Origin of the sequence: Microbacterium sp. UBA3486 (assembly GCF_002377845.1) — a bacterium.
GTDB lineage: Bacteria > Actinomycetota > Actinomycetes > Actinomycetales > Microbacteriaceae > Microbacterium > Microbacterium maritypicum_A.
Genome location: NZ_DFQP01000025.1, coordinates 19,177 through 44,278 on the forward strand (window position 1 = coordinate 19,177; position 25,102 = coordinate 44,278).

Annotated in this window: 22 protein-coding genes; 14 read left to right on the forward strand and 8 right to left on the reverse strand. The window is 69.6% G+C overall.

The features are described from left to right. Nucleotides 1–49: 49 nt before the first annotated feature. From B2869_RS03130 to B2869_RS03140, 3 genes are read left to right on the forward strand one after another with little or no spacing between them, the layout of a single operon-like run. A complete protein-coding gene (locus tag B2869_RS03130; RefSeq protein WP_292762606.1) occupies nucleotides 50–1,357 on the forward strand; it encodes an MFS transporter in 1,308 nt (435 codons plus the stop codon). Between the two features lie 29 nt (nucleotides 1,358–1,386). Continuing rightward, complete coding sequence (locus B2869_RS03135) at nucleotides 1,387–2,898, forward strand: carboxylesterase/lipase family protein (protein WP_292762608.1); 1,512 nt, start codon at nucleotides 1,387–1,389, stop codon at nucleotides 2,896–2,898. Beyond that, nucleotides 2,895–3,632, forward strand: coding sequence for a phosphatase PAP2 family protein (locus B2869_RS03140; RefSeq protein ID WP_292762611.1), 738 nt, complete (start codon nucleotides 2,895–2,897; stop codon nucleotides 3,630–3,632). Before B2869_RS03135 ends, B2869_RS03140 begins: the two co-directional genes overlap by 4 nt. A gap of 72 nt (nucleotides 3,633–3,704) precedes the next feature. Here the strand turns inward: B2869_RS03140 and B2869_RS03145 are convergent, their stop codons facing one another. Genes B2869_RS03145 through B2869_RS03155 form a run of 3 tightly spaced genes read right to left on the reverse strand, consistent with a single transcriptional unit; the run spans nucleotide 3,705 to nucleotide 5,969 of the window. Continuing rightward, nucleotides 3,705–4,052 (reverse strand): cupin domain-containing protein, encoded by a 348-nt coding sequence (locus B2869_RS03145; protein ID WP_292762614.1) that lies wholly within the window; start codon nucleotides 4,050–4,052, stop codon nucleotides 3,705–3,707. Then, nucleotides 4,049–5,452, reverse strand: a complete 1,404-nt coding sequence (locus B2869_RS03150; protein WP_292762617.1) for an NAD(P)/FAD-dependent oxidoreductase — start codon at nucleotides 5,450–5,452, stop codon at nucleotides 4,049–4,051. Before B2869_RS03150 ends, B2869_RS03145 begins: the two co-directional genes overlap by 4 nt. A gap of 49 nt (nucleotides 5,453–5,501) precedes the next feature. After that, nucleotides 5,502–5,969 carry an Lrp/AsnC family transcriptional regulator gene (locus B2869_RS03155; protein ID WP_021200288.1) on the reverse strand — a complete coding sequence of 156 codons (468 nt, stop codon included), beginning with the start codon at nucleotides 5,967–5,969 and terminating at the stop codon, nucleotides 5,502–5,504. A 99-nt stretch (nucleotides 5,970–6,068) separates the two neighbouring features. Here B2869_RS03155 and B2869_RS03160 point away from each other — a divergent pair, with 99 nt between their 5' ends. Next, nucleotides 6,069–7,520 carry a gamma-aminobutyraldehyde dehydrogenase gene (locus tag B2869_RS03160; protein ID WP_292762623.1) on the forward strand — a complete coding sequence of 484 codons (1,452 nt, stop codon included), beginning with the start codon at nucleotides 6,069–6,071 and terminating at the stop codon, nucleotides 7,518–7,520. Between the two features lie 101 nt (nucleotides 7,521–7,621). Here B2869_RS03160 and B2869_RS03165 read toward each other — a convergent pair whose 3' ends face one another. Next, complete coding sequence (locus B2869_RS03165; RefSeq protein ID WP_136023993.1) at nucleotides 7,622–8,146, reverse strand: GNAT family N-acetyltransferase; 525 nt, start codon at nucleotides 8,144–8,146, stop codon at nucleotides 7,622–7,624. A 52-nt stretch (nucleotides 8,147–8,198) separates the two neighbouring features. Beyond that, nucleotides 8,199–8,978 (reverse strand): M23 family metallopeptidase, encoded by a 780-nt coding sequence (locus tag B2869_RS03170; protein ID WP_292762626.1) that lies wholly within the window; start codon nucleotides 8,976–8,978, stop codon nucleotides 8,199–8,201. Nucleotides 8,979–9,736: 758 nt separating this feature from the next. Between B2869_RS03170 and B2869_RS03175 the strand changes: the two genes are divergently transcribed. From B2869_RS03175 to B2869_RS03190, 4 genes are all read left to right on the forward strand, one after another. Next, complete coding sequence (locus B2869_RS03175; protein ID WP_292762630.1) at nucleotides 9,737–11,269, forward strand: HNH endonuclease signature motif containing protein; 1,533 nt, start codon at nucleotides 9,737–9,739, stop codon at nucleotides 11,267–11,269. Nucleotides 11,270–11,519: 250 nt separating this feature from the next. Beyond that, on the forward strand, nucleotides 11,520–12,668 hold the full coding sequence (locus B2869_RS03180; protein ID WP_292762632.1) for an ROK family transcriptional regulator: 1,149 nt from the start codon (nucleotides 11,520–11,522) through the stop codon (nucleotides 12,666–12,668). Nucleotides 12,669–12,760: 92 nt separating this feature from the next. Then, nucleotides 12,761–13,690, forward strand: a complete 930-nt coding sequence (locus B2869_RS03185; RefSeq protein ID WP_292762635.1) for a polysaccharide deacetylase family protein — start codon at nucleotides 12,761–12,763, stop codon at nucleotides 13,688–13,690. Next, nucleotides 13,687–15,024 carry an MFS transporter gene (locus B2869_RS03190; protein ID WP_292762638.1) on the forward strand — a complete coding sequence of 446 codons (1,338 nt, stop codon included), beginning with the start codon at nucleotides 13,687–13,689 and terminating at the stop codon, nucleotides 15,022–15,024. The genes B2869_RS03185 and B2869_RS03190 overlap by 4 nt, the downstream gene beginning before the upstream one ends. A gap of 3 nt (nucleotides 15,025–15,027) precedes the next feature. Here B2869_RS03190 and galE read toward each other — a convergent pair whose 3' ends face one another. The 3 genes from galE to galT are packed head-to-tail and all read right to left on the reverse strand — an operon-like array spanning nucleotide 15,028 to nucleotide 18,450. Beyond that, nucleotides 15,028–16,008, reverse strand: a complete 981-nt coding sequence (gene galE, locus B2869_RS03195; protein WP_021200024.1) for a UDP-glucose 4-epimerase GalE — start codon at nucleotides 16,006–16,008, stop codon at nucleotides 15,028–15,030. Between the two features lie 49 nt (nucleotides 16,009–16,057). Continuing rightward, nucleotides 16,058–17,251 (reverse strand): galactokinase, encoded by a 1,194-nt coding sequence (gene galK / locus B2869_RS03200; protein WP_292762641.1) that lies wholly within the window; start codon nucleotides 17,249–17,251, stop codon nucleotides 16,058–16,060. After that, complete coding sequence (galT, locus tag B2869_RS03205) at nucleotides 17,248–18,450, reverse strand: galactose-1-phosphate uridylyltransferase (RefSeq protein ID WP_292762644.1); 1,203 nt, start codon at nucleotides 18,448–18,450, stop codon at nucleotides 17,248–17,250. The genes galK and galT overlap by 4 nt, the downstream gene beginning before the upstream one ends. A gap of 206 nt (nucleotides 18,451–18,656) precedes the next feature. On the opposite strand from galT, the gene B2869_RS03210 reads away from it, so the two are divergent. From B2869_RS03210 to B2869_RS03235, 6 genes are all read left to right on the forward strand, one after another. Next, nucleotides 18,657–19,613 (forward strand): LacI family DNA-binding transcriptional regulator, encoded by a 957-nt coding sequence (locus B2869_RS03210; protein WP_292762647.1) that lies wholly within the window; start codon nucleotides 18,657–18,659, stop codon nucleotides 19,611–19,613. A 247-nt stretch (nucleotides 19,614–19,860) separates the two neighbouring features. Beyond that, nucleotides 19,861–21,024: a Gfo/Idh/MocA family protein gene (locus tag B2869_RS03215; protein WP_029259868.1), complete on the forward strand. Its 1,164-nt coding sequence runs from the start codon at nucleotides 19,861–19,863 to the stop codon at nucleotides 21,022–21,024. A gap of 7 nt (nucleotides 21,025–21,031) precedes the next feature. Continuing rightward, nucleotides 21,032–22,309 (forward strand): dihydrodipicolinate synthase family protein, encoded by a 1,278-nt coding sequence (locus B2869_RS03220; RefSeq protein WP_292762652.1) that lies wholly within the window; start codon nucleotides 21,032–21,034, stop codon nucleotides 22,307–22,309. Beyond that, the gene (locus B2869_RS03225) at nucleotides 22,306–23,226 is read left to right on the forward strand and encodes a sugar phosphate isomerase/epimerase family protein (RefSeq protein ID WP_292762655.1); all 921 of its coding nucleotides are present in this window, start codon (nucleotides 22,306–22,308) and stop codon (nucleotides 23,224–23,226) included. The genes B2869_RS03220 and B2869_RS03225 overlap by 4 nt, the downstream gene beginning before the upstream one ends. A gap of 142 nt (nucleotides 23,227–23,368) precedes the next feature. Further along, on the forward strand, nucleotides 23,369–24,439 hold the full coding sequence (locus B2869_RS03230; RefSeq protein ID WP_292762657.1) for a LacI family DNA-binding transcriptional regulator: 1,071 nt from the start codon (nucleotides 23,369–23,371) through the stop codon (nucleotides 24,437–24,439). After that, the coding region (locus B2869_RS03235) for a glycerate kinase (RefSeq protein ID WP_292762660.1) at nucleotides 24,436–25,102 on the forward strand (667 nt) is incomplete at its 3' end. The genes B2869_RS03230 and B2869_RS03235, both read left to right, overlap by 4 nt.

The window sequence follows — 25,102 nt, forward strand, 5'->3', positions numbered from 1 at the left end:
ACATTCCGCTCAACATTCCGCTCAACATTCCGCTCAACGAGGAGCCGACATGTCCGTGTCCCCGCTCGACCCCGCCGCCGAACTGGCGCCGACCGGCACCATCCGCGCTGTCCCACCCGAAGCGGGGGAGCCGGCGGCGAGTCCGCCGGCGAACCGGCGGCTGCTGCCCAGCCTGCTGATCGCCTCCCTCACGCTGTTCGCCACTTACGGCGGACTCATCGCGATTCTTCTTCCCAGCCAGATCCTGATGATCGACGAGGCGAACAAGGTCGGCAACCTCGCCGTCGTGACCACGATCTCCTTCGTGTTCACGCTGTTCGCGCAGCCGATCGTGGGGGCGTTGAGCGACCGCACGCGCTCGCGCTTCGGACGCCGCGTGCCGTGGATGGTGCTCGGCGCGATCATCGGCGGCATCTTTCTGTTCGGGCTGGGCTCGCTGACCGACATCCTCTGGATCACGGTGTTCTGGGCGATCATCCAGGTGGCGCTGAACTTCTTCCAGGCGCCCCTGACCGCGATCACCGCCGATCGGTTCCCGCGTTCGAAGCGCGGCGGGGCGAGCGCGATGATCGGACTCGGCACGCAGGTCGGCATGACCGTCGGCATCATGCTCGCCGGTGCCTTCGCCGCGCAGATCGGCATCGGCTACGCGGTGTTCGGCGGTGCCGTGATCGTGGCGGCACTGCTGTTCGCACTCGTGAACCGCGACTGGTCGTCGAAGCACGCGGCCGTGGATGCGTTCCGCTGGGGTGCATTCTTCCGAGGATTCTGGATCGACCCGCGCCGTCACCCGGACTTCGCCTGGGCGTTCGCCGCGCGGTTCCTGCTGATCCTCGGTTACTTCGTCGTCAGCGCGTACCAGCTGTACATGCTCACCGACTACATCGGCCTGCCACTCGCGGATGCCCAGGGGGCCGTCGTCACCCTCACACTCGTGGCCTTCATCCCGACGCTCATCGCGATCGCCCTCTCCGGGTGGTGGAGCGACAGGGTCGGGCGCCGCAAGGTGTTCATCTACGCCGCCTCCGCCGTGATGGTCGCGGGCCTCGCGATGCCGCTGCTGCAGCCGAACATGACCGGCATGGTCCTGATGAGCATCATCAACGGCGTCGGTTTCGGCCTGTACATGTCGGTGGATGCGGCGCTCATGACCGAGGTGCTGCCGAACGAGGGCGTCTCGGCGGGTAAGGATCTCGGCATCCTCAACGTCGCGACCAATGTGCCGCAGGCGTTGAGTCCCGCCATCGGCGGTGTCATCATCACCTCCGTCGGCGGCTACGCGATGCTCTTCGTCTTCGCGATCGTGTTCGTGATCCTCGCCGCCGTCGCGACCGCGCCGATCAAGGGAGTGCGCTGATGACCGGGAATGAGCAGGAGAATGCTGTGATGACGGATACCGATTTCGAGACGACCGCCGATTTCGTCGAGGTGGCCACGGCCGCCGGACGGGTGCGGGGCCGCTGGCGCCCGACCACGGGCGGGCGCGGGAATCCGCGGTCGGCGGCCTTCCTGGGCATCCCGTTCGCGGAGGCGCCGACAGGCGCCCTGCGTTTTCAGGCGCCCGTGCCGAAAGCGCCGTGGGAGGGAGTACGCGATGCGCTCGAGTTCGCCGCCACGGCCCAGCGCGGCGACCCCGGTGTGACGCTCATCCCCGAACCGAGCGTCGAGGGCGACTCGACGCTCAACGTGAACGTCTTCACGCCGGACCCGACCCCTGCCGCGCAGGGCGCCGGTCTTCCCGTTCTCGTCTGGATCCACGGCGGCGGATACTTCGCCGGCTCACCCGCGAGTCCCTGGTACGACGGCCGCAACTTCAACCGTGACGGCGTCGTGACCGTGTCGCTCTCCTACCGCCTGGGCTTCGACGGCTTCGGCTGGATCGAGGATGCCCCCTCGAACCGGGGCGTGCGCGACTGGCTGCTCGCCCTGGAATGGGTGCAGCAGAACATCGCCGAGTTCGGCGGGGATCCGTCGCGCGTCACGATCGCCGGGCAATCCGCCGGCGGAGGAGCCGTGCTGACCCTGCTCGGCATGGAGAAGGCGCAGCATCTGTTCCACCGCGTGTACGCGATCTCCGGTGCGCTCGCCGACGTGGCTCCGGCCCGCGCCGAGGCCTTCGGGCGCGGACTCGCCGAAGCGGCCCGGGTCGCGCCCACCGTGGCCGGGTTCTCGACGCTGTCCGAGGACCGCATCCTCGAGCTGCAGAAGAAGGCGACCGAACTCGGTGCTGATTCGCTCGGGAGTGTGGTCGAAGAGGGCCTTCCGCTCGGTCCGGCCGTCGACGGCGACCTGCTGCCACGCCCGACGCGTGAGGCCCTCCGCGCCGGTGTCGGTGCCGACAAGCCGCTCGTGATCGGTGCGACCGACGACGAGTTCACGATGGTCTTCACAGGCTCCGAGAAGAAGCTGCGCTGGGTGCCGAGGTCGCTGCTGTTGTACAAGCTCGGCTTGCCGAAGAGTGCGCGTCGGCAGTACCTCGCCGCCAACGCCGACATCACCGGACTCGGCAACGCCCGGGTGGGCGGTCGGCTGCTGACGGACCGGATGTTCCGCTCGGCGCTGCTGAAGATCGTCGCCGACCGCGGTGCCGCTCCCACCTGGCTGTACCGCTTCTCGTGGCCGTCCGGACACTTCGGCTTCGCCGAGCACTGCCTCGATGTGCCGTTCTTCTTCGACTGCCTCGACGGTCCGGCGATGGAGCCGCTCGCGGGTCCGAACCCGCCGCAGGAGCTGGCTGACGAGGTGCACGGCGCCGCTGTCGCGTTCATCGTCGGGGGAGACCCCGGTTGGCCGCGTCACCAGGGATCGAAGGGCATCGCGCGGGTCTACGACGTGCCGACGCGTGATGTCGCCGACGCCTACGCCTCCGTGTGGCCGTTGCTGGGAACGCCGTCGTGACCACGGCTGTCGCGGTCGGGGATGCCACCCGACCGGTGGCTTCGCCGCGCCCTCGGCGGATGCTGTGGACCGCTCTCGGGCTGCTCGCGGTGTTCGTGGCTCTCGCGATCGGCGTGCTCGGAGCGCCCGATGCGCCGTGGACGCAGGGCCTCGACGACCTGTGGCGCAGAGGTGTCGGGGTCGGACCGGAATCGACGCTGCCCGGCTTCGTGCTGGCGCAGATGTTCCAGCATCTCGGTCAGCTCCCTGGCGCGGTGCTCATGATGATCCTCCTCCCGCTGGTGCTGTCGCTGATGGGGCGTTGGCGTTCCGCGCTGTTCGTGATCGCGGTGCAGCTCGCCGGTCCAGGGGTGCTGTCGCAGCTCACGAAGAACCTCGTCGACAGGCCGCGCCCGGCCGAAGACGTGGCCGGCGGACTCTTCGGACCGCTCGTGCAGGTCGACCACGGTTCGTTCCCGTCCGGACATTCCGTGAGCATGGCCGCGATCATCATCACGGTGCTCGCAGTGATCCCGGCATCCGCGGTCTGGGCGCGCCGCGTCTGGATCGTGCTCGGAGTGCTCCTGGCCGTCGGCATGGTGTGGCAGCGCACGCTCATCAACGCGCACTGGTTCACCGACACGTGCGCCGGACTGATCGGCGGCGCGGCGGTCGCGCTCCTGCTGTGGTGGGCGTTCCTGCCCTGGCTGCGGCGCGATCAGGAGCGCCGCGTCTGGTTCCTTCGGAAAGGCTGATCTCTCGCCTTCGAATCGCGCGAACGGCTCCATCTCGTCCGGGGATGCAGCCCTTCGCGCGATTCGAGCGCGTCAGGTGATGTAGATCTTGCGGAGGGTCTCGGTGACGGTCCAGGTGGTGCGCATGCCCTCGGCGAGGCGCACGACCGAGCCGGGGCCGACCTCGAGGTCGGGCAGCCCCGACGAGGCGAACGCGATCGTGGCGCGGCCGGAGAGCACGACGAACACCTCGTCGGCCTCGGTATCGGTCGCAGTGCCGGGGGTCATCTCCCAGACGCCGATCTCGATCCCGCCGAGGGTCGCCAGCTCGCGCACGGCGGCCGTCGGCGCCCCGGCGATCACCTCGTCCACGGGCAGAGGTTCATGGGAGAGCGCCAGGGCGCCCGCATCCACACCCGCCCCGGCGGCGAGACCGGTCACGAGTCGAAGCCCATTCCGATGGCGTCGAGCGTCTTGAGGAACAGGTTGCGCTTGCCCTCATTGTGGTCGGCCTGGTTCATCGCGGCACGGACGAGGTTGACGCCGATCGAGGCGGCAGGCTCGGGCGGGAACGGGATGGGCTTCTCACGCACCATCCGCAGCGCGGTGCGCTCGGTCTCCTCACCGGACAGCTTGTCGAGCATGACGTCGGCCGCGAAGCGTGCGGCCCCGACGCCGAGCCCGGTGAAGCCGGTCGCGTAGGCCACGCGGCCCTTGCGGGCGGTGCCGAAGAACGCGCAGAAGCGGCTCGACGAGTCGATGGCCCCGGCCCAGCGGTGTGTGAAGCGCAGACCCTCCAGCTGCGGGAAGGTCGTGAAGAAGTGCGAGGCGAGCTTGCGGTGGCTCTCGATGCGGTCCTCGTACTCCGCACGTACCTTGCCGCCGAAGTGGTAGATGGCGTCGTAGCCGCCGAACAGGATGCGGTTGTCGCCCGTGAGCCGGTAGTAGTGGAACTGGTTCGCGCTGTCGGCGAGCCCCTGTCGGTTCGACCAGCCGATCGAGGCCAGTTGCTCGGAGGAGAGCGGCTCGGTCATCAGCACGTAGTCGTACACGGGCACGGTCATCAGGCGGTTGCGCTTGAGGAGCGAGGGGAAGACGTTCGTCCCGAGCGCCACGGCATCCGCGATCACGCGGCCGTTCGCAGTGACCAGCGTGATCGGTCCCGATCCGTCGCCCTCGATGGCGCGGACCAGACTGTGCTCGTAGATCTCGACGCCCAGGTCGGCGGCCACGCGGGCCAGCTCCACACCCAGCTTGGCCGGATGCACCATCGCGCAGCCGTCGCGGTCCCAGTCGCCGGCGAGGAACGTCTCGGAGTGCACCTCGGCCTGAACCGCTGCGCGGTCGAGGAAGCCCGGCTCATCGCGGTACCACTCCACCTGGTGGGGCTCGATGGCGACGGCCAGCTGTCCGGTGCGCTCGAACTCCGCATCCATCCGGTAGCGCTCGACGGTCTCGCCGATGGCGTCGAGGTTCGCGTGTCCCAGCTCTTCGAGGCGGTCGATCTCCTCCGGCCAGCGGTTCACGCCGTTCTCGTGTCCGTGTGTGAGGCTCGACTCGCAGAAGCCGCCGTTGCGGCCGGAGGCCGCCCAGGCGATGCGCGAGGCCTCGAGCAGCACGACGCGGCGTTCGGGGTCGCGCTCCTTTGCGCGCACCGCCGTCCACAGTCCGGCGTACCCGCCGCCGACGATGGCGAGGTCGGCGCGGACCGTGCCGTTCAGCCGCGGATGTGTCGGCCGGTCGACATCGTCGAGCCAGAACACCCGCAGGGCGGTGTCCCGGAGGGAGTCGGCGATGACGGACGGCGACGGCTGCTGACGTTCGAAGACGGTGGTGCCCATGGTTTCTCTCCGTGGTGTGCGGGTGCGAGGTACGGGAGCGGGGTGCGCGTCAGCGCGTGCCCCAGTTGTAGAGGTCTTTGTAGAGACCGGCGTAGAGCATGCTCTCGGTGTGGGTGATGCCGGGGATGGTGCGGATGCGGGTCGCGATGAGGTCGATCAGGTGCTCGTCGTTCTCACACACGGCCTCGACGAGGATGTCGAACGTGCCGAGCGTGACGACGACGTACGCCAGCTCGGGGATCCGGGTGAGTTCTTCGGCGATCTCCCGCGGATCGCCCGAGACGCGGATTCCGATCATCGACATACGGTGGAAGCCGAGCTGCATCGGGTCGGTGACCGCGACGATCTGGATGATCCCGGCTTCGGTCATCCGCTGCACCCGCTGGCGCGCCGCAGCCTCGCTGAGGCCGACCTCGCGGGCGATCTCGGCGTAGGGGCGTCGCCCGTCCTCCTGCAGCAGCTCGACGATGCGCTTCGAGATGTCATCAAGGGCAGGCTGGGAAGACTTCGTGCTCATGTGTCGATATTGTCAGTCATGCCAACGATCTGCAACTGATTCAGTTGTTTCATATTGCTAGATCTTCAGATTCCGTACTGATGTCGGTACGATGGCGCCATGCCCAGTCATCTTCTGAAGAACTCCGCGCCGCTGCAGAACTTCATCGGCGGCCGTTTCGTCGACGCGAGTGGTTCCGAGCGGATGCCGCTCCTCGATCCTGTCACCGAAGGGACGTACGGGGAACTCCCGGTGTCGGACGCCGTCGACGTCGATGCCGCCTACGCCGCCGCATCCGCCGCCTTCCCGATCTGGCGCGACACGACGCCCGCCGACCGCCAGTTGGCGCTGTTCCGCATCGCCGATGAGATGGAGGCGCGGGCGGAGGAGTTCGCCGACCTGGAATCGCAGGACACGGGTAAGCCGCGCGCGAGCCTGGTGGCCGACGAGATCATGCAGTCGGTCGACCAGCTGCGCTTCTTCGCGGGTGCGGCGCGCAGCCTCGAGGGTCGGGCGGCGGGGGAGTACCTCGCCGGGCATACCTCGTTCGTGCGGCGCGAGCCGGTCGGCGTGATCGGTCAGGTCACGCCGTGGAACTACCCGCTGAATATGGCCGTGTGGAAGATCGCCCCCGCGCTGGCCGCCGGGAACACCGTCGTGCTGAAGCCCGCGGAGTCCACGCCACTGACCACGCTGCTGCTCGCGGAGATCGTCGCCCGGCACACTCCCGCCGGCACGCTCAACGTCGTCCTGGGCGACCGGGACACCGGTGTCGCGCTGGTCGAGCACCCGACGCCGCAGATGGTGGCGATCACCGGATCCGTGCGGGCTGGTATGGCCGTGGCCCGTTCAGCGGCGAACGACGTCAAGCGGGTGCACCTCGAGCTGGGCGGCAAGGCTCCGGCGATCGTGTTCTCGGATGCGTCGATCGAGAAGGCCGTCGAGGGCATCATCACCGGTGCCTTCTTCAACGGCGGACAGGACTGCACTGCCGCCACCAGGGTGCTGGTGCAGGAATCGAAGCACGATGAGCTGGTGGCTGCTCTGGTCGCCCGGGCGAAGACGCACGCTCGCACCGGTGGCCCGCGCGAGGAGGGGGTGCTGTACGGGCCCCTGAGCAGTGCCGCGCAGCTCGCGCAGGTGCAGGGATTCATCGACCGGCTCCCCGCGCACGCGACGATCGAGACCGGCGGACGCCGCCAGGGCGATCGAGGGTACTTCTGGGAGCCCACGATCGTGTCGGGAGTACGACAGGACGACGAGGTCGTGCAGGGGGAGATCTTCGGACCCGTGCTCACGGTGCAGGCGTTCTCGGAGGACGACGAGGCTCTGCGGATGGCGAACGACGTGCCCTACGCGCTCGCCGCCTCGGTGTGGACCACGGATCATGCCCGGGCGATGCGGTTCTCTCGCGACCTCGACTTCGGCTGCGTGTGGATCAACACCCACATCCCGTTCGTGTCGGACATGCCCCACGGCGGGTTCAAGCACTCCGGCTACGGCAAGGACCTGTCGCAATACGGGTTCGACGACTACACCCGCATCAAGCACGTCATGAGCGCTCTCGACTGAGCGGTGCCGGAGGTTCCGGAAGGCGGGACGGCAGGCGGGACTGAGGGCAGGCGGGACTGAGGTGCCGGAAGGCGCGAGGTCAGGTGGGGGAAGGCGCGAGGTCAGGTGCCGAGCAGCTTCACGCGACGATGCTCGCGCAGTGTGAGCTGGGGGCGTTCCTCGATCTTGATCGCGCCGTCTTCGATCCAGCCGTGGCGGGCGTAGAACGAATCGGCGCGTTCGTTGCCGTCGAGCACCCAGAGGTAGGCGCGGTTGTGGCCGGCCTCGGCGATCCGCTGTTCGGCGGCTTCCAACAGGGCGTGACCCGCGCCCGTAGACCAGGCGGCGGGATCGGCGTAGATGCCGTACACCTCGCCGTCGGCGAGCCCGTCGGGGTCGCGTCCGGAGCCGAGTGAAGCCCATCCGACGATACGGTCGTCGCGCAGGGCGACGACGGTCCCGAGGCTCGTCGGCAACGGTTCGGCGAGGGTGCGACGCCAGCCCGCAGCTCTCTCGTCGATGGAGAGGCCGTCGAGCACGGCTTGGTCGATGAGCCCGCGGTAGGCGACCTGCCACGAGCGGACGTGTACCCCGGCGATGTCGTCGGCGTCCTCCGCGCGGGCGCTGCGGATCTCCAGGGGGCTCATCCATCCACCCTACGGTGAACCGCAGGCCGGAAAGGGGGTCGGTCGACGCCGATCAGCTCACGTTCTTCTTGAGCCACGGCAGCGGGTCGACGGGCGCGGTGTTGATGTGCACCTCGAAGTGCAGGCAGGAGCCGAACACGTAGCCGGTCGATCCGACGTCCCCGATGTACTGCCCCTCGTCGACGCAGTCCCCGACCTCGACCGCACGGCTTCCGTACGTCATATGCGAGTAGACCGTGCTCACGGCCTGCCCGTCGACGATGCTCTCGATCTGGATCGTCACGCCGTAGCCCTGGTAGCTCTCCGTGGACCGTGAGACGCAGCCCTTCATGGCGGCATTGATCGGTGTGCCGACCGGGGCGGCGAAGTCCTGCCCGAGGTGCGAACGTCCCGGCCGTGAGGCGCCGAAGCCGTCGGTGAACGAGTAGGTCCCGTCGGCCATCGGCATCACGATGCGTCCGGCGAGGGGGATGTCCATCGCGCTCGAGAGCGGCATGCCGGCGGCGACCGCTGCGGCGGCGGCGCGCGAGCGGGTCTCCTTGATCTCCTCGGGCGTGGTCGCGGAGAAGTTGCCCCGTGGGTCGATCACAGCGCGGATCTCGGACTTCGCCGTGTAGGACTGCGCGGTGCCGTCGGCGACGGTCGAGACGCTGGAGCTGGCGGCGGCGGCAGGGCCACCCGCGGGGTTGAGGGCGGGAAGCGCTGCCCCGGTGATCATCACGCCGATCGCCAGCGTGGCGCCGAGTGCCTTGGTCTTCGCCCACTGGCGCTTCTGTCGCCGGGCCTCGCCGCGAGAGGTCGGGGCCGTCTTCGGCGTCGACCTCGGTGCCATGTGGCGGGGGCGCAGGCGAGGATCCCAGGTGCGAGGGGTGTGGGGTGGCTGTGCCTGTGCCTGTGTCTGTGTCTGTGCCTGTGCCTCTGGCTGTGCCTGTGCGCGAGGGGGAGCCGCGTCGGGTGCGGCCTGGGCTGTCTCCGGCGTGAGGGATGTGGGGGTTGCAGAGGATGCGGGTTCCGGGTCTGCTGCGGAGGCGGCGGCCGGATCGGTTTCCGGGGTCGTCTCCGGTGCCGCAGCAGCATGGGCGGTGTTCGCCGGACGGTGACTCTGCGAGTCCGCGGAAACGGAGCGCCGCAGGTCACGCCGCAAAAGCGGTCGGGACGAGTCAGGGACTTCGGTGGGAGCTTCCGAGGCGTCGTGATCGCGCTCGGGTGGCAGGGAATTCGTGACGGGATCCTTCCGGGAGGCTGGCGTGCGCGGCGGTCGATCCCCCCGGATGCCACCGTTACCGATCTGTAATTTAATTCGCGAAACCGCGAGCGTCAAATCGAGGGCGGATGAATCGACTCTCCTCTCGGTCATCGGTGCTCTTGGTCATGGGCTTCTGTGCGGGTCGTGTCGATGCTCATGTACCGATTCTGCTTCCGGCGTCGGACCTTCGGGGGCGGCGGCATCACGCCTTTACCCGAGATGTGGAAAGACGGATTCGAGGCGAGTTCGTGGAGGAGGCGTGAGGTCAGCACGTGTTCCGGAATATTGCTCTGATCGGGGTTTATCCGGGGAGGAATGTCGGCACCCCCGGGTTGACTCGACTCATGAACAACCCCGTGGAAGTGCTCGAACAGGTCGTGACCGACCTGGGTGCCGTGTTGCGCTCTGACGCGGTGGCGGGGATGTCCGATGCGGTGAAGATGGACCTGCTGCGTGTGGCGGGTGAGGTGCAGCGGCGGGCGGAGGCAGTGGTCGTGGAGGCGGTCGCGTCGGTCGATGGGCATCCCGCCGGGTCGGGAGAGGCCGGATTCTGCGGGAAGTTCGGGTGCCGGACGATGAGCGAACTGCTGCAGCGGGTCCTGCGGACGGACGGGCCCGGTGCAGGGCGGATGCTGAAGGCGGCGCGGGCGGTGCGCCGGGAGGTGGAGTTGTCATCCGGGTCCCGCTCGCCCGCGCGATGGCCCGAACTGCGGGTGGCGCTACTCGACGGGGCCCTCGGTGTGGCCGGGTTGTTGGCCGCGATCGGGCCGGTGGAACAGGCCGGGATCCGTGTCGGGACAGCAGACCGGTTGCTCGCGGACGGGGAGCTGGCGGCCTACTCGCGGGGGATCCCGGCCGCGGGTGCGAGAGCGCAAGACGCTTCAGGAGCGGATCCGGGTGCGGGCGTCGAGGGAGACTCTGCACCGGCGGCGACGCCGGAGGACTTGAGGATTCTGGCGCAGGTCATCGTGCAGTACCTCGATCCTGATGGTGCCGAACCCGCGGACGACATCGCGATGCGCGCCCGCGGGATCGTCCTCGGGCGGGCGAAACAGGGGCTCATTCCGATCCGTGGCGGGCTCCTGCCCGAAGTCGCGGGACAGCTGCAACGCATCTTCGACGCCTACCTGAATCCGAAAGTCGACGGGCCTCCCCTCCCCGGAGTGATGTTCCGACCCTCGGAAGAATCCCCCTGTCGCGATACCGAGCCCACGGGGCCAGACGACGGCAACCTTCCATCCGGTGATCCGGGCCGAATGGTCGACACCCGATCTCGGGCACAGACGCAGCATGACATCCTCGCCGCCGCGCTCGGGATCGCCGCCCGCCACGACGACATGCCCCGCCTCGGAGGCGCCGCCCCGACCCTGGTCGTGACCGTCGCTGCCGACGACTACGCCGCTGGAAACGGATGGGCCCATATCGACGGCATCGACACCCCCGTTCCCATCCGGGTCGCCGCGCACACCGCCTGCGCCGGCGGAATACAGCGCGTGATGTTCGACTCCGGCGGGCGCATCATCGGGATCAGCGCCACCGACCGGATCTTCACCGCCCATCAACGCCGCGCGATCGCCATCCGCGACGGAGAATGCCTCATCCCCGGCTGTCATGTCCCCGCCACGTGGTGCGAGATCCACCACGTCCAAGAGCATGCGCGCGGCGGGCCCACCCACACCGACAACGGCGTCGCTCTCTGCTGGCACCATCACCGCACCCTCGCCACCAGCGGATGGGAGATCCGCATGCACCACGGCATCCCCCACATCCGTGGCCCCGTCTGGTGGGACCCGACCCGGCAGTGGCGAACGCGGCGACTCCGAGGTGGCGGGCGCAAAGAGTCGGCCATCAGTCGCGCGGCACCACTCAGGGTGTGACGCCACCATTCAGTGGGTGAACTGTTGCCACCGAGCCGAGCCGAGCCGAGCCGAGCCGAGCCGAGCCGAGCCGAGCCGACTCGAGGCTCTGACCGTGACCGTGACCGTGACTTGCCCCACGGCACTCACCGGCACCGGAATCGGCGCGAAGTCTCGACTGGTGCGACGCGATGTGGCATGCTGGCGGGCACTGCGCCCGCCTCAGGAGTCGGGCGAAGTACGCGAAACGAGAGGCGCCTCCGGAACACCTATGTCCAGACCACTCGCGGGACCGCAGGGCCTGCTACGCACCCTCAACGGCCGCGCGATCCTGGAGGCCCTCGCCCGCAGCGGGCCGCAGACCCGCTCGGAGCTGATGTCCACCACGGGGTTGTCGCGTACCGCTGTGACGCAGGTGCTGCGGATGCTCGAGAACGCCGGGGCGGTCGCGCCCGCGGGAGTGGATCGGGACACGAGGGGTCCCGCCGCCGGACGTGTGGCCCTGCATCCGCGCCTCGGATTCGCCGCGGCCGTGCACGTCGATCACCACGCGGCGCACGTCGTGCTGGTCGACGCGACCGGGATCGTGCGGGCGGAGGCGCACTCGCCGTTCCCCGACGCCGAGAACCGTGTCGCCCACATCGTCGGGCTCGTCGATGAGTGCCGCCGTTCGTTGAAGGCGGCGAAGGGCGCCGTGCACATCGCGGTCGTCGGGGTGCCCGGCATCGTCACCGCTGATGGAGGCATCCGTGACGACCTCGGTCCCGACGGCGGCGCCTTCCGTGCGGCACTGGCCGCGGCCCTCGACTGTCCTGTCCGCATCGAGAACGACGTCAACCTCGCGGCCCTCGCCGAACTCACCGGCGGCGGCGGAGGAAGCCTCACCAGCTTCGCGCTGTTGCTCCTCGACGACGGACTCGGAGCGGGCATCGTGATCGACGGCGCGCTGCACCGTGGATTCTCCGGCGTCGCCGGTGAGGTCATGTACCTGCCGCAGACCCCCATCCCGATCGGTGCTCCCCTCGTGGGTGATGCGGTCGTCAGTGACCTCGCGCTCGGCGTCGGTCGCGATCCCGCCGCGTCTCTCGGCGATCATCTGGAGGCCGCAGCTCTCGGAGACGATGGGGCGCTCCAGATCATCTCCGAGGTCGCGCGCCGCATCGTTCTCGTGGCCGGAAGCGTGGGGCTGGTGCTCGACCCTGAGGCGTTCGTCCTCGGCGGCAAGGCGGCTCATCCCGTGCTCGTCGCTGCCATCGAGCGCATCGCCGGCGAGTATGAGGCGCAGCTCCCGCTGCGTTTCCTCGTCTCCTCCTTCGGGCCTGAGGCTCCGCTCATCGGCGCCGTCGACCAGGCCGCGGCCGCACTCCGAGGCGACCTCTTCACCCGGATCCTCACCCCCGCCCCCAAGAGCGCCCGCTGAACACCCCCGCCCCCAGAAACGCCTGCTGAACACCATCCGCCGAACTCCACCCGCCCGAGCAGTGTCGCTCGAACCACCCGACAGGACTCCCGATGACCGCACCGTCCGATCTCGCCGATCGACTCGGCCTCCCGCCCGGCGCACGGGCGATCATCCTCAATGCGGACGACTTCGGCATGTGCCATGCGGCGAACACCGCGATCGTGGACCTGCTCACATCCGGGAGCATCGACTCGTCGACCGTGATGGTCCCGTGCTCGTGGTCGCCGGAGGCGCTCGCCTTCGCTGCATCCCGCACCGACCTCGATATCGGCGTGCATCTCGTGCTCACCAGCGAATGGGCGCGCTACCGGTGGCGCCCGCTCACCGGCACCGCCACGACCCTCGTCGATGATGCGGGCTTCTTCCCGACCGATGTGCTCTCCGTCGAGCGGAACGCCGCCGACGACGACGTCGCTGCCGAACTCGCCGCTCAGGTGCAGGCCGCGCTCGATGCCGGCGTCGATGTGACGCATCTCGACAATCACATGGGTTCGGTCTACGGACTCGTGACCGGACGCGGCTTCCTCCAGCCGGTGTTCGAGCTCGCTGCACGCCACGGCCTCCCGTTCCGGCTGCCCCGCAGCATGGACGGCGTGGGCGAGGACTCCGCGCTCCAGTCTCAACTCGATGCCGCGGCAACGGCCGCCGATGCTTCCGGCGTCGAGATCATCGATCGGCTCTGGTCGCACCCGTTCGAGCTGCTGCGCGAAGGCACGCCGGACGAGGAGACGTACGCGCAGATGCGCGACGGCTTCATCGCGCTGTTGCGCGCGGTGCCGGCAGGGGTCACCGAGATCTACCTCCATCCGATGGTCGACGACGATGAGCTCCGCGCCGCCGTGGACTTCAGCGCGGCGAAGCGCGGATATGAGCTTCGTCTGCTGAAGGACCCGGCGGTTCGGCAGGCCATCGACGATGAGGGGCTCGTGCGCATCGGCTGGCGCGACCTGCGTGACCTGCAGCGGGGAGAGGTGCGGTGATCTCCCTGGGCGATCGGGTGCGCGACCGGCGCCTCGACGCGGCCCCGAGCAGGTCGCAGACGATCGCCTTCGGAGCCTCGGGCTTCCCGACGCAGCTGATGGCGCAGACGTTCTCGGCGTTCGTCGTCTACTTCTACGTCTCGCACCTCGCCGTACCGGCCACGTGGGTGGCGGCCGCGATGATCGCTCACGGCATCCTGAACGCCGTGCTCAACCCCGTCGTCGGCACGATCTCCGACCGACTGCGCACTCCGTGGGGCCGGCGCATCCCGTGGATCGGCCTGGGCATCGTGCCGCTGGTCGTCGCGTTCGCGCTGGTCTGGATGCCGCCGGAGCTCCCCGTCGTCGGCCTCATCACCTGGTTCCTGGTCGTCGTGGCGGTGTACGATATCGCCTTCGTCGTGGTGGTGCTGAACATCTCGGCGCTGTTCCCCGAGATCTTCCGCACCACGGAGGAGCGCGCCCGCGGTAACGTGCCGCGACAGATCTTCGCGATCTTCGGCATGGTCCTGGGCACCGCGGGTGCCCCTGCGCTGTACAGCGCGATCGGGTGGCCCGGAATGGCGCTGGTTCTCGCCGCCGTCTGCCTCGTGCTGCTCGTCTGGTCGTTCTTCGGCGGGATGATCGAGCGCCGGATTCCGGACGCGGAGTCGACGGCATCGTCGGAAGCGATGCGCTGGGGAGACCAGCTGAAGTACACGTTCCGCAACCGGGCGTTCGTTCCGTACGTGCTCGGCTCGCTGTTCGTGCAGACCTCGATCGCGGTGATCCTCGCCGCGATCCCCTTCTACGTGCGCTACTCCCTGCATGCGCCGGAGGGGCAGGGCAGCCTGCTGCTCGGTGCCATCTTCGTCACCGCGATCCCGTCGATCATGCTGTGGAGCGCGGTCGTCCGCCGGACCTCACCCCGCACCGCTGTGCTGTGGAGCGTCGCGGTGTTCGGGGTCTCCGTGCTCGGCTACCTCGCGCCGTCGAACGTGATCGGCGCGGCTCTGGTCGGTGTTGCGGTCGGCGTGGGGGTCGGGGGCCTGCTGCAGTTGCTCGAGGTCATGCTCGCGCAGATCATCGACGACGATGCCGTGCGCACCGGTCACCGTCGCGAAGGCGCCTACTTCGGGGTGAACGGGTTCGTGGTGCGCGGCTCGGTGGTGCTGCAGGCGATCGTCGCTGCCGTGGTGCTCACGGCCTCCGGCTTCGACGCCGCCCTCGGTGACACGCAGCCCGACAGCGTCGACGGCGGCATCCGGTTGATGCTCGCGGTGATCCCGCTCGGGTTCACCGCCCTCGCCTGGCTCTGCTTCTGGGCGTACCCGATCCGCTCCCGCGACCTCTGACCGTCAGGGGCGAGCGGCCTGCCGCGCTTCCCACCCCGTGCGCACCATCTCGTCGACCGAGTACCGCATGGTCCAGTCGAGGTCGCGGGCTGCGAGCTCACCGGTCGCGACGATGCGGTCGGGGTCGCCGGGGCGACGCGGGCCGATCTCGGGCGTGAAGTCGATGCCGGTCACGCGGGCGACGGCATCCATGATCTGCTTCACACTCAGTCCGTCGCCGGAGCCGAGGTTGTAGGCGGCTTCGATCGGGCGACCGTCGGACAGACGCTGCGCGGCCGCGACGTGGGCGGCCGCGATGTCGCCGACGTGCACGTAATCGCGCACATTCGTCCCGTCTTCCGTCGCGTAGTCGTCGCCGTTGATGCGGGGCGTCTTCCCGGCCAGCAGCGCCTCGAACACGATCGGGAAGAGGTTGTGCGGGCTGACGTCGTAGACCGTCGGATCGGCGGAACCCACCACGTTGAAGTACCGCAGAGAGGTGTGTCGCAGGGGCCGCTCGGATTCCGCCGTCGCGATCGCCTGGTCGCGCAGCAGCCATTCGCCGATGAGCTTCGATTCGCCGTAAGGACTGGCCGGCTTCTTGGCGGTGTCTTCGACGACGAGGGCCACATCGGGCGTGCCGAACACGGCGGCGGAGGAGGAGAACACGATGTTCGAGACTCCCGCGGCCTCCATGGCCTCGAGGATCACCCGCGTGCCCTCGACGTTCTGCGCGTAGGTGTGCAGGGGGCGGTGCATCGAGACGCCGGCGTACTTGAAGCCCGCGACGTGGATCACACCCTCGGCACCGTGGTCGCGCAGCGTCTTCTCGACCAGCTCACGGTCCAGGATGCTGCCCCGCACGAATGTCACGCCCTCGGGCACGAAGGACTCGACGCCGCTGGACAGGTCATCGAGCACGACCGGGGTGAGCCCGGCATCCGCGAGAGCGCGGACGACGTGGGCGCCGATGTAGCCGGCGCCTCCGGTGACTATCCAGGACATTGCATTCCTCTCCTGCCGCGGAGTCGTCGCGGCCCGATGGATCATTCTGTCATGCGTCGCGCCGGTAGCCGGTGGAGGGGGTGACCGTGAAGAGCGCTGGCGTCGCGAACCGCGACGCTGCGAAGTCGGCGTTCACGGCATCCGACACCGATGCGACGGCATCCTGCTCGACGAGGGCGATCGCGGCACCACCGAACCCGCCGCCGGTCATCCGTGCGCCGAGGGCGCCGGCTGCCAGGGCGGTGTCCACCGCGGTGTCCAGTTCGGGGGTCGAGATCTCGAAGTCGTCGCGCATCGACGCGTGCGAGGCGACCAGGAGGTCGCCGATCGCTCGGACGCCCTGCTCGCGCAACACCCGCACGGTGTCGAGGACCCGCTGGTTCTCGGTCACGATATGACGCACGCGCCGGAAGGTGACGTCGTCCATCAGTTTCTGAGCGCGCGGCAGGTCGTCGATCGAGATGTCGCGCAGCGCAGGCACTCCCATGATCGAGGCACCGAGTTCGCACGAGGCCCGACGTTCGCGGTAGCCGCCGGTGGAGTGGGCGTGCTTCACACGGGTGTCGATCACGAGGATCGCGAGGCCTGCCTCGGCGACGCCGAGAGGTACGAGCCGGGTCTCCAGCGTGCGGCAGTCGAGGAAGATCGCGGTGTCGGGCCGGCCGAGCATCGACGCCATCTGGTCCATGATCCCCGTGGGGGCGCCGACGGCTTCGTTCTCGGCACGTCGTCCGACGCGGGCGAGGGCCGTGCCGTCGAACCCGGTGCCCCACAGGTCGTTCAAGGCGGAGGACGTCGCCCCCTCGATCGCGGCGGAGGACGAGAGCCCGGCGCCCACGGGCACGTCGGAGGCGATGGCGATGTCCATCCCGCCGAACGGTCCGCGCTCGGCTGCCGCCTGACCCAGCGCCCAGGCGACCCCGAGCGGGTACGCGGCCCACTCCGGGACGGCCGGCTGCGAGCCGGGTGCTGTGGGGAAGAGCCGGTCGAGCTCGTCGAGGGCCACCTCGACTGGCTCTTCGGCGAATGTGGAGCCGACCAGGACGCGACCGCGGTCGTCATCGCGACGACCGACCGCGGCGACCGTGCGCTGCGGGATCGCGAACGGCAGTACGAACCCGTCGTTGTAGTCGGTGTGCTCGCCGATGAGGTTCACGCGCCCGGGCGCCGACCAGACTCCGTCGGGTTCACGCCCGGTCAGGCGGGTGAAGAGGGCGAGGGCATCGTCGTGTGCGGCGGTCATGCGGAATCTCCGGTGTCGGGCTGGTCGTGCGAGGCGCGCTCGATCGCTTCGCGGAGGCGTGCGGCACCGACTTCCGGAGGCACTTCGGCGGCCCAGGCCCACATCGCGGCTTCCGAACCGGCGAGGAACTTCAGCTTGTCGGCGGCACGGCGCGGGCTCGTGAGCTGAAGGTGCAAGCGCACGGCGTCGCGCCCGACCTGCACGGGCGCCTGGTGCCACGCAGCGATGTAGGGCGTCGGGGAGTCGTAGAGGGCATCGACGCCGCGCAGCAGCCGCAGGTAGAGCGGGGCGAGCTCGTCACGCTCGGCTTCGGTGGTCTCGGCGAAGTCGGGCACGTGGCGGTGCGGCATCAGGTGCACCTCGAGTGGCCAGCGTGCGGCGAACGGCACGAAGGCGGTCCAGTGCTCGCCGCGGAACACCACGCGCTCGGACGCCTGCTCGGACTCGAGGATGTGCTGGAACAGGTCGGGGGTGGTGCGGCCGATCGCTTCCAGCACGCGGGTGGTGCGCGGGGTCACGTACGGGTAGGCGTAGATCTGCCCGTGCGGGTGCGGCAGGGTCACGCCGATCGCCTCGCCCCGGTTCTCGAACGGGAAGATCTGCTCGATGCCGGGCAGCTGTGAGAGTGCGGTGGTGCGGTCGGCCCACGCCTCGATCACGGTGCGCGCCCGGGTGACGGTCTGTGTACCGAAGGATCCGGCATGCTCGGGGCTGAAGCAGACGACCTCGCAGCGGCCGACGGCGGTGCGCGTGCGGCCGAGGCCGAGGGCCGCGAGGTCATCGAGCCCGCGAGGAGCGTTCGACGCCAGGGGTGCGGCGCCCGTCGCTGCGGCCAGGGCGGGTCCGAACGCGGGCGAGCGGTTCTCGAACACGGCGACGTCGTACCGCGAGGGCACCTCGGAGGGGTTTCCGGGTGTCTGCGGGGCCAGCGGGTCGGCTTCTGCGCCGGGCATCATCACGCGGTTCTGTCGGTTCGCGGCGACCGTGATCCAGTCGCCGGTGAGCACGTCGAGACGCATCGTCGCGGTTTCCGGGCGGGGGTCGAGGGCGCGGGCGTCGACGGCTCGGTCAGCGCCCAGCGCGGTGCCCGGATCGTCGTAGTAGATGAGGTCGCGGCCGTCGGCGAGGGTGGTGGCGCGTCTGACGACGCCGGCGCCGAGAGTCTCGGTGCGCAACTCAGGAAGATCGTCCGTGTTCACGTCAACATGGTACGCGCAGCGCCGTGGTAACGTCAACATGACCGAGTTGCGCGCACGCCTCTCAGCCAGAGCGCACGCCTCGCGGACAGACGGCGGACGGCCGCGCGACGTCGTAGCGGATGGAGGACGAGGTGGGGCAGAGCAGACGCGACCGCGTCGACGGATCGGGGCCGGACCGTCGGAATCCCTCATCCGGGCGGGTGTCCATGGCCATGGTCGCTGCCCGTGCCGGTGTCTCGGGACAGACTGTCTCGCGGGTCGTCAACGGCAGCCCCCGCGTCGACCCCGACACCCGTGCCCGCGTCGAGCACGCGATGGCGGAGCTCGGTTATCGCCCCCACCGCGCGGCCCGAGCTCTGCGCACCGGACGCTCGCAGACGATCGGACTCGTCGTCACCACCCTCGCCACCGTCGGCAACTCCCGGATGTTGCAGGCCACGGCCGAAGCTGCGGCGGAACGGGGGTATGCGGTGACCCTCGTGACCGCCACCCGCGGCGTCGCTGACGCGTTCGATCGGCTCGCGGAGCAGGAGGTCGACGGTGCGATCGTCCTGAACGAGGCATCGGCCCTGGTCTCCGACGCGCAGCGGCCTGCCGGGCTGCACCTCGTGGTCGTCGACGCCTCGAGCGAGGACGGGGTCACGTCGGTGCACAGCGATCACGCGGGCGGCGCCGCCGCAGCCACACGCCGGCTTCTCGCCCTCGGGGGAGGCGGGGTGCATCATCTCGCCGGTCCAGCCGACTCCTTCGCGGCGGCCGAGAGGGAACGCGGATGGCGGGAGACGCTCGTCTCCGCCGGCGTCCGTCCGCCCGCCGTCGTCCGGGGTGACTGGAGCGCTGACTCGGGCTACGCCGCCGGCGCGGAACTGCGCATGGCATCCGCCGTCTTCTGCGCCAACGATCAGATGGCGCTCGGGCTGCTGCGGGCGCTGTCCGACTACGGCCGTCGGGTGCCGGAAGACGTCGGCGTGATCGGTTTCGATGATGTGCCGGACGCCGCGAACTACCGCCCGCCGCTGACCACGATCCGGCAGGACTTCGCCGCGCTCGCCCAGCGTGCGGTGTCAGCGCTGGTGGACGCGATCGAAGGCGCTGCGCCCGCAGAGGGATCCGGAGTCATCCCGACGGCACTCGTCGAGCGCGCCAGTACCGCGTCGCGCTGATTCCCGTGCGGGCCGGCCGCCCCACGCAGCGAACCGGTCGGCGGCCCTGCGCGTCGAATCGCACGACGCGGCTGCCGCGCACGCTGCAGCGTCCGCCGTGCGCAATCGTCTGCCTCCCGGCGGGCCGATCGTGGGATCCCCACCCATGGTTGCGATCGTCGCTCATCTCATGCCATGATCTCGGAAAGCGCTTTCCCGCCCGTTCGGTGAAAGCACGGACAGCGTCCCGCGACAGGAACGGAACACCATGGCACAGGCGAACACCCGCGAGATCGGGATCATCATGAACGGCGTCTCCGGACGCATGGGGTACCGGCAGCACCTGGTGCGCTCGATCCTCGCGATCCGTGACGAGGGCGGTATCGAGCTCCCCGACGGTTCGAAGATCACGGTGAAGCCGATCCTCGTCGGCCGCAGCGAGGCCAAGCTCGCCGAACTCGCCGCGAAGCACGGGATCGACGACTGGACGACCGACCTCGACGCCGCCCTCGCCGACCCGCGGTGGGAGATCTACGCGGACTTCCTGGTGACCAAGGCCCGGGCCACGGCTATCCGCAAGGCCATCGCAGCCGGCAAGGCGATCTACACCGAGAAGCCCACCGCCGAATCGCTCGACGAGGCGCTCGACCTCGCCCGCCTCGCCGACCGGGCGGGAGTGAAGACCGGCGTCGTGCATGACAAGCTCTACCTCCCCGGACTTCAGAAGCTCAAGCGTCTGATCGACTCCGGCTTCTTCGGGCGCATCCTCTCGGTGCGTGGCGAGTTCGGTTACTGGGTCTTCGAGGGCGACTGGCAGCCCGCGCAGCGCCCGAGCTGGAATTACCGCACGGAAGACGGCGGAGGGATCATCACAGACATGTTCCCGCACTGGAACTACGTGCTGGAGAACCTGTTCGGCGAGGTCGAGAGCGTCTACGCGCAGGCGGCGGTGCACATCGCCGACCGTTGGGATGAGAAGGGCGAGCATTACACCGCGACCGCTGAGGACGCGGCCTACGGCATCTTCGAGCTCGAGGGGGGCGTGATCGCCGAGATCAACTCCTCGTGGACCGTGCGGGTGAACCGGGACGAGCTCGTCGAGTTCCAGGTCGACGGCACGCATGGCTCCGCCGTCGTCGGACTGTTCGGGGCGAAGATCCAGCCGCGTGATGCCACGCCGAAGCCGGTGTGGAACCCCGATCTGGAAGACACCCGCGACTACGACGCCGACTGGCAGAACGTACCGACCAACGACGTGTTCCTCAACGGGTTCCGCCAGCAATGGCAGGAGTACCTGGTCTCGTACGTCGAAGGCACCGACTACCCGTTCGACCTGCTCGCGGGCGCGCGCGGCGTGCAGTTCGCCGAGGCCGGTCTGACCTCCAGCGCCGAGGGTCGCAAGATCGCCCTGTCGCAGCTGACGCTGGACTGAGGTGAGCATGAGCACCCTGCGCCTCCTCCGCGCGAACGGCGATGTCGCTGACGTCGCCCTCAACGACTTCGGCACCTACACGCGCCCGACCGGCCCGCTGCAGAGCCGCGTCGCGTATGCCGCCGCACACGTCGTGCCGAAGGTGCACGCCGACAACACTCCCGGGCAGGCGGCCGACATCGATTGGGACGCCACGCTCGCGTTCCGCCGCAACGTGTACTCGTGGGGTCTCGGCGTCGCCGATGCCATGGACACCGCGCAACGGAACATGGGGTTGGACGCCGCTGCCACCCGCGAGCTGATCGCCCGCAGCGCCGAGGTCGCCCGTGAGGAGGGCGGATCCGTCGTGGTGGGGGTCAACACCGACCACATCGCCGAACCGCACATCTCGCTCGACCAGCTCACCTCCGCCTACCTCGAGCAACTGCACTTCACCGAGGAGCAGGGCGCCGGCCCCGTGCTCATGGCCTCCCGTCACCTGGCCCGTGCCGCGACGGGCGCGGACGACTACCGGCGTGTGTATCGAGAGGTCCTCTCGCGTGCGACCACTCCGGTCGTGTTGCATTGGCTCGGTGCGGCGTTCGATCCCGAGCTCGCGGGCTACTTCGGCGCGGACGACTGGCAGGCGGCGTCGGACGTGCTCCTGGAGATCATCGCCGAGAATCCGGACAAGGTGGCGGGAGTCAAGATGAGCCTGTTGAACGCCGAGTCCGAGGTCTCGGTACGCGATCGTCTCCCCGAGGGCGTCCGGATGTTCACGGGCGACGACTTCAACTACGTGAGCCTGATCGGAGGTGCCGCGGCGGGCTCGTCGACTGCACGCGATCTCGCCGAGCGGACGGCTCCCTCGCGTGAACAGGCCGTGCACTCGGCGACAGGTCGTGCACTCGGGGAAGACACGGGGGACGCAGCGGGCGTGCGCACGCACTCCGACGCCCTGCTCGGCGCCTTCGCTGCGATCACCCCGGTCGCGTCGGCGGCGATCCAGGCACTCGACGCCGGCGACCCGGAACGGTATCGGCGCATCCTCGGACCGACCGAGGAACTGAGCAGGCAGGTCTTCGCGACTCCCACGTTCTACTACAAGACGGGCGTCGCCTTCCTTTCGTGGATGAACGGCCATCAGCCCGGTTTTCAGATGGTGGGCGGGCTGCACTCCGCGCGCAGCCTGCCGCACCTGAGCCGGATCATCGAGCTCGCCAACGCCTCCCTGGCGCTGGAGCAGCCCGACCTCGCCCGCGAGCGGTGGCACGGCATGCTGCGTCTGAACGGCGTGGACGCATGAGCCTCCCCTCCCAGGCCCAGGCCCAGGCCCAGGCCCAGGCCCAGTCCCAGGCGCCGGCCCCGGACCCGCGCCTGTCGATCAATCAGGCGACCATCAAGCATGCCGACCTCGCGACGGCCCTGCGGGTCACGACGGCCGCGGGTGTGGAGGCGATCGGACTGTGGCGTGAGCCGGTGAACGACGTCGGCCTCGACGTCGCGGCCCGCATGCTCGGCGACTCGGGCCTGCGCTTCTCGACGCACTGCCGTGGTGGGTTCTTCACGCTGCCGGACGGGGCGGAGCGGGCGGCGGCGCTGGACGACAACCGCCGGGCGATCGAGGAGACCGCGACGCTGGCCGCGGCCGGTGCAGAGGGCTCGACCGCTGTGCTCGTCCTGGTCGTGGGCGGCCTGCCCGCGGGATCGCGCGACCTGATCGGGGCTCGGCAGCGCGTGCGCGATGCGATCGGTGCGCTGGCTCCCGAGGCGAAGGCGGCTGGTGTGACGCTCGCGATCGAACCGCTGCACCCGATGTACGCGTCCGATCGCGCCGTCGTCTCGACGCTCGGCCAGGCGCTCGACATCGCAGCGGACTTCGATCCGGAGGTGGTCGGCGCCGCCGTCGACACCTTCCACATCTGGTGGGACCCGCAGGTGCTCGAGCAGATCGCGAGGGCCGGTCGTGAAGGACGCATCGCCACGTACCAGGTGTGCGACTGGAAGACGCCTCTCGCATCCGACGTGTTGCTCTCACGGCACTACACCGGCGAGGGCGTGATCGATTTCGGCACCCTCACCCGCGCGGTGGTCGCGACCGGGTACGACCGCGACATCGAGGTCGAGATCTTCAACGCCGAGATCTGGGCCGATGATCCCGAGAGCGTGGTGCGCCGCACCGCCGAGACGTTCGCCGCCGCGGTCTCTCCGCATCTCGCGTGAAGGTGTTCGGACACCGGTCTCTTACCGCCTCTCAGGAGGATGCACGGATGCACGGAGAAGACCGCGGATCCGGGCCGACAGCCGTGCATCCACCCGACGTCCGTGCCGGCGGGCGCACGTGTCGGGAAGTAGGATCTGGGTCATGACCAAGCCCGCAACGTCCGCGGAGCGGCCGTCGCCGACGCGGTCTCCGCGCCACGCCCGGGGGCCGGCGCCCACACTGCACGACGTCGCCCGAGAAGCCGGGGTCTCCCTGGCGACAGCTTCCCGGGTGCTCAACGGTTCCGAGCGCCGAGTCGCCGAGTCATTCCGGGAACGCGTCGAATCAGCGGCGGAGAAGCTCGGATACACCGCGAACGTCTCGGCCCAGTCGATCGCCCGGGGCACATCACCGGTCATCGCCCTCCTCGTCGCCGATATCGCCGACCCCTACTTCGGGTTGATCGCGTCGGGTGTGGCCCGCGGCGCCGACGAGGAGGGCCTGGTCGTGACGATCGCGATCACCGAGCGCGACCAGGCGCGTGAGGCACGGATCGTGCGTGCGCTTCGCGGGCAGCGGCCGCGCGGTCTGATCCTCGCCGCCTCGCGCACACAGGAGCCCACGGAGACCGAGACCGCGCAGGAACTCGCGGAGTTCGTGCGCCTGGGCGGCCGGGTCGTGGCGTTCGGGCCGGACGGCGAGGGCGAGCGTCGAATCGAGATCGACAACCGCTCCGGGGCGGAGGCGCTCGGCCGACGGATGGCCGAGCTCGGGTACCGTTCGGCGATCGCGCTCGGGGCGGCGGCCGGAGTCCGGACCTCGGATGATCGTCTGGCCGGCTTCCATGCCGGGTTCGAGGCGGCAGGCGGTGCGGTCGAGGGCGTGCGCCGCGGTGACTTCCGCCGGGAGTCGGGGGCGGCCCAGATGAGAGAAGCTCTCGTCGACGGCATCGCACCCGGCACCCTGATCTTCGCGATCAGTGACGTGGTGGCCCTCGGTGCGATGTCCGCGATCCGTGAATCCGGGCGCGAGGTCGGCAGCGACATCGCGGTCTGCGGGTTCGACGACGTGCCGGCGAGCAGCGATGCCACCCCGCGATTGACGACCGTGCGCGTGCCGTTGAGCGAGGTCGGATATCAGGCTTTCCGCGCGACGGTCGATGCGGAATGGGAGCAGGCGCCCCTGCCGCTCGAGATCATCGTGCGCGACAGCACCCCGGGGATCACCGGGTGACGCGGGTCGTGCTGGCCCCGGACAGCTTCAAGGGCACGATCACGGCGGCGGATGCCGCGACAGCCCTCGCCGACGGCTGGGCGACGGTCGATCCCACCGCCGAGTTCGTGCACCGGCCGATGGCGGACGGCGGCGAGGGCACGGTGGCTGCGTTCGAGGCGGCGGTGCCCGGCGCCGTGCGGATGCCGATCACGGTCGACGGACCGGCCGGCGAGAAGATCGACACCTCCTGGTTGCTGCTCCCGCCGACGCGCGATACCCCGGCGGGCACGGCCGTGATCGATCTCGGGTCGACCTCCGGGATCGAGTTGCTGCGCGAGCTGCGTCCGTGGGATGCCGACACGACCGGTCTGGGGCAGGCACTGGCCGCGGCTCTCGACCATGGCGTCTCGCGACTCGTCGTCGGCATCGGCTCCAGCGCCTCCACCGACGGTGGCACCGGGATGCTCTCGGCGCTCGGTGCGCTGTTCCTCGATGCCGCTGGGGCGCCGGTTCCCCGCGGCGCGCGGGGGCTCGCCTCCGTCGCATCGGCGGATCTGACCGCCCTGCGCCCGGCACCCGAGGTGCGCGTGCTCACCGACGTCACCAATCCGCTCACCGGTCCGCGCGGTGCCGCCGCGGTGTTCGGCCCGCAGAAGGGCCTGCGATCGCCGGACGACATCG

Bases quoted from the DNA above. Each gene is read 5' to 3' on its own strand.
- B2869_RS03130 (WP_292762606.1), top strand. From the start codon at position 50: ATGTCCGTGTCCCCGCTCGACCCCGCCGCCGAACTGGCGCCGACCGGC.
- B2869_RS03135 (WP_292762608.1), top strand. From the start codon at position 1,387: ATGACGGATACCGATTTCGAGACGACCGCCGATTTCGTCGAGGTGGCC.
- B2869_RS03150 (WP_292762617.1), bottom strand. From the start codon at position 5,452: ATGGGCACCACCGTCTTCGAACGTCAGCAGCCGTCGCCGTCCGTCATC.
- B2869_RS03155 (WP_021200288.1), bottom strand. From the start codon at position 5,969: ATGAGCACGAAGTCTTCCCAGCCTGCCCTTGATGACATCTCGAAGCGC.
- B2869_RS03160 (WP_292762623.1), top strand. From the start codon at position 6,069: ATGCCCAGTCATCTTCTGAAGAACTCCGCGCCGCTGCAGAACTTCATC.
- B2869_RS03165 (WP_136023993.1), bottom strand. From the start codon at position 8,146: ATGAGCCCCCTGGAGATCCGCAGCGCCCGCGCGGAGGACGCCGACGAC.
- B2869_RS03170 (WP_292762626.1), bottom strand. From the start codon at position 8,978: ATGGCACCGAGGTCGACGCCGAAGACGGCCCCGACCTCTCGCGGCGAG.
- B2869_RS03175 (WP_292762630.1), top strand. From the start codon at position 9,737: ATGAACAACCCCGTGGAAGTGCTCGAACAGGTCGTGACCGACCTGGGT.
- B2869_RS03180 (WP_292762632.1), top strand. From the start codon at position 11,520: ATGTCCAGACCACTCGCGGGACCGCAGGGCCTGCTACGCACCCTCAAC.
- B2869_RS03185 (WP_292762635.1), top strand. From the start codon at position 12,761: ATGACCGCACCGTCCGATCTCGCCGATCGACTCGGCCTCCCGCCCGGC.
- galE (WP_021200024.1), bottom strand. From the start codon at position 16,008: ATGTCCTGGATAGTCACCGGAGGCGCCGGCTACATCGGCGCCCACGTC.
- galK (WP_292762641.1), bottom strand. From the start codon at position 17,251: ATGACCGCCGCACACGACGATGCCCTCGCCCTCTTCACCCGCCTGACC.
- B2869_RS03210 (WP_292762647.1), top strand. From the start codon at position 18,657: ATGGCCATGGTCGCTGCCCGTGCCGGTGTCTCGGGACAGACTGTCTCG.
- B2869_RS03215 (WP_029259868.1), top strand. From the start codon at position 19,861: ATGGCACAGGCGAACACCCGCGAGATCGGGATCATCATGAACGGCGTC.
- B2869_RS03220 (WP_292762652.1), top strand. From the start codon at position 21,032: ATGAGCACCCTGCGCCTCCTCCGCGCGAACGGCGATGTCGCTGACGTC.
- B2869_RS03225 (WP_292762655.1), top strand. From the start codon at position 22,306: ATGAGCCTCCCCTCCCAGGCCCAGGCCCAGGCCCAGGCCCAGGCCCAG.
- B2869_RS03230 (WP_292762657.1), top strand. From the start codon at position 23,369: ATGACCAAGCCCGCAACGTCCGCGGAGCGGCCGTCGCCGACGCGGTCT.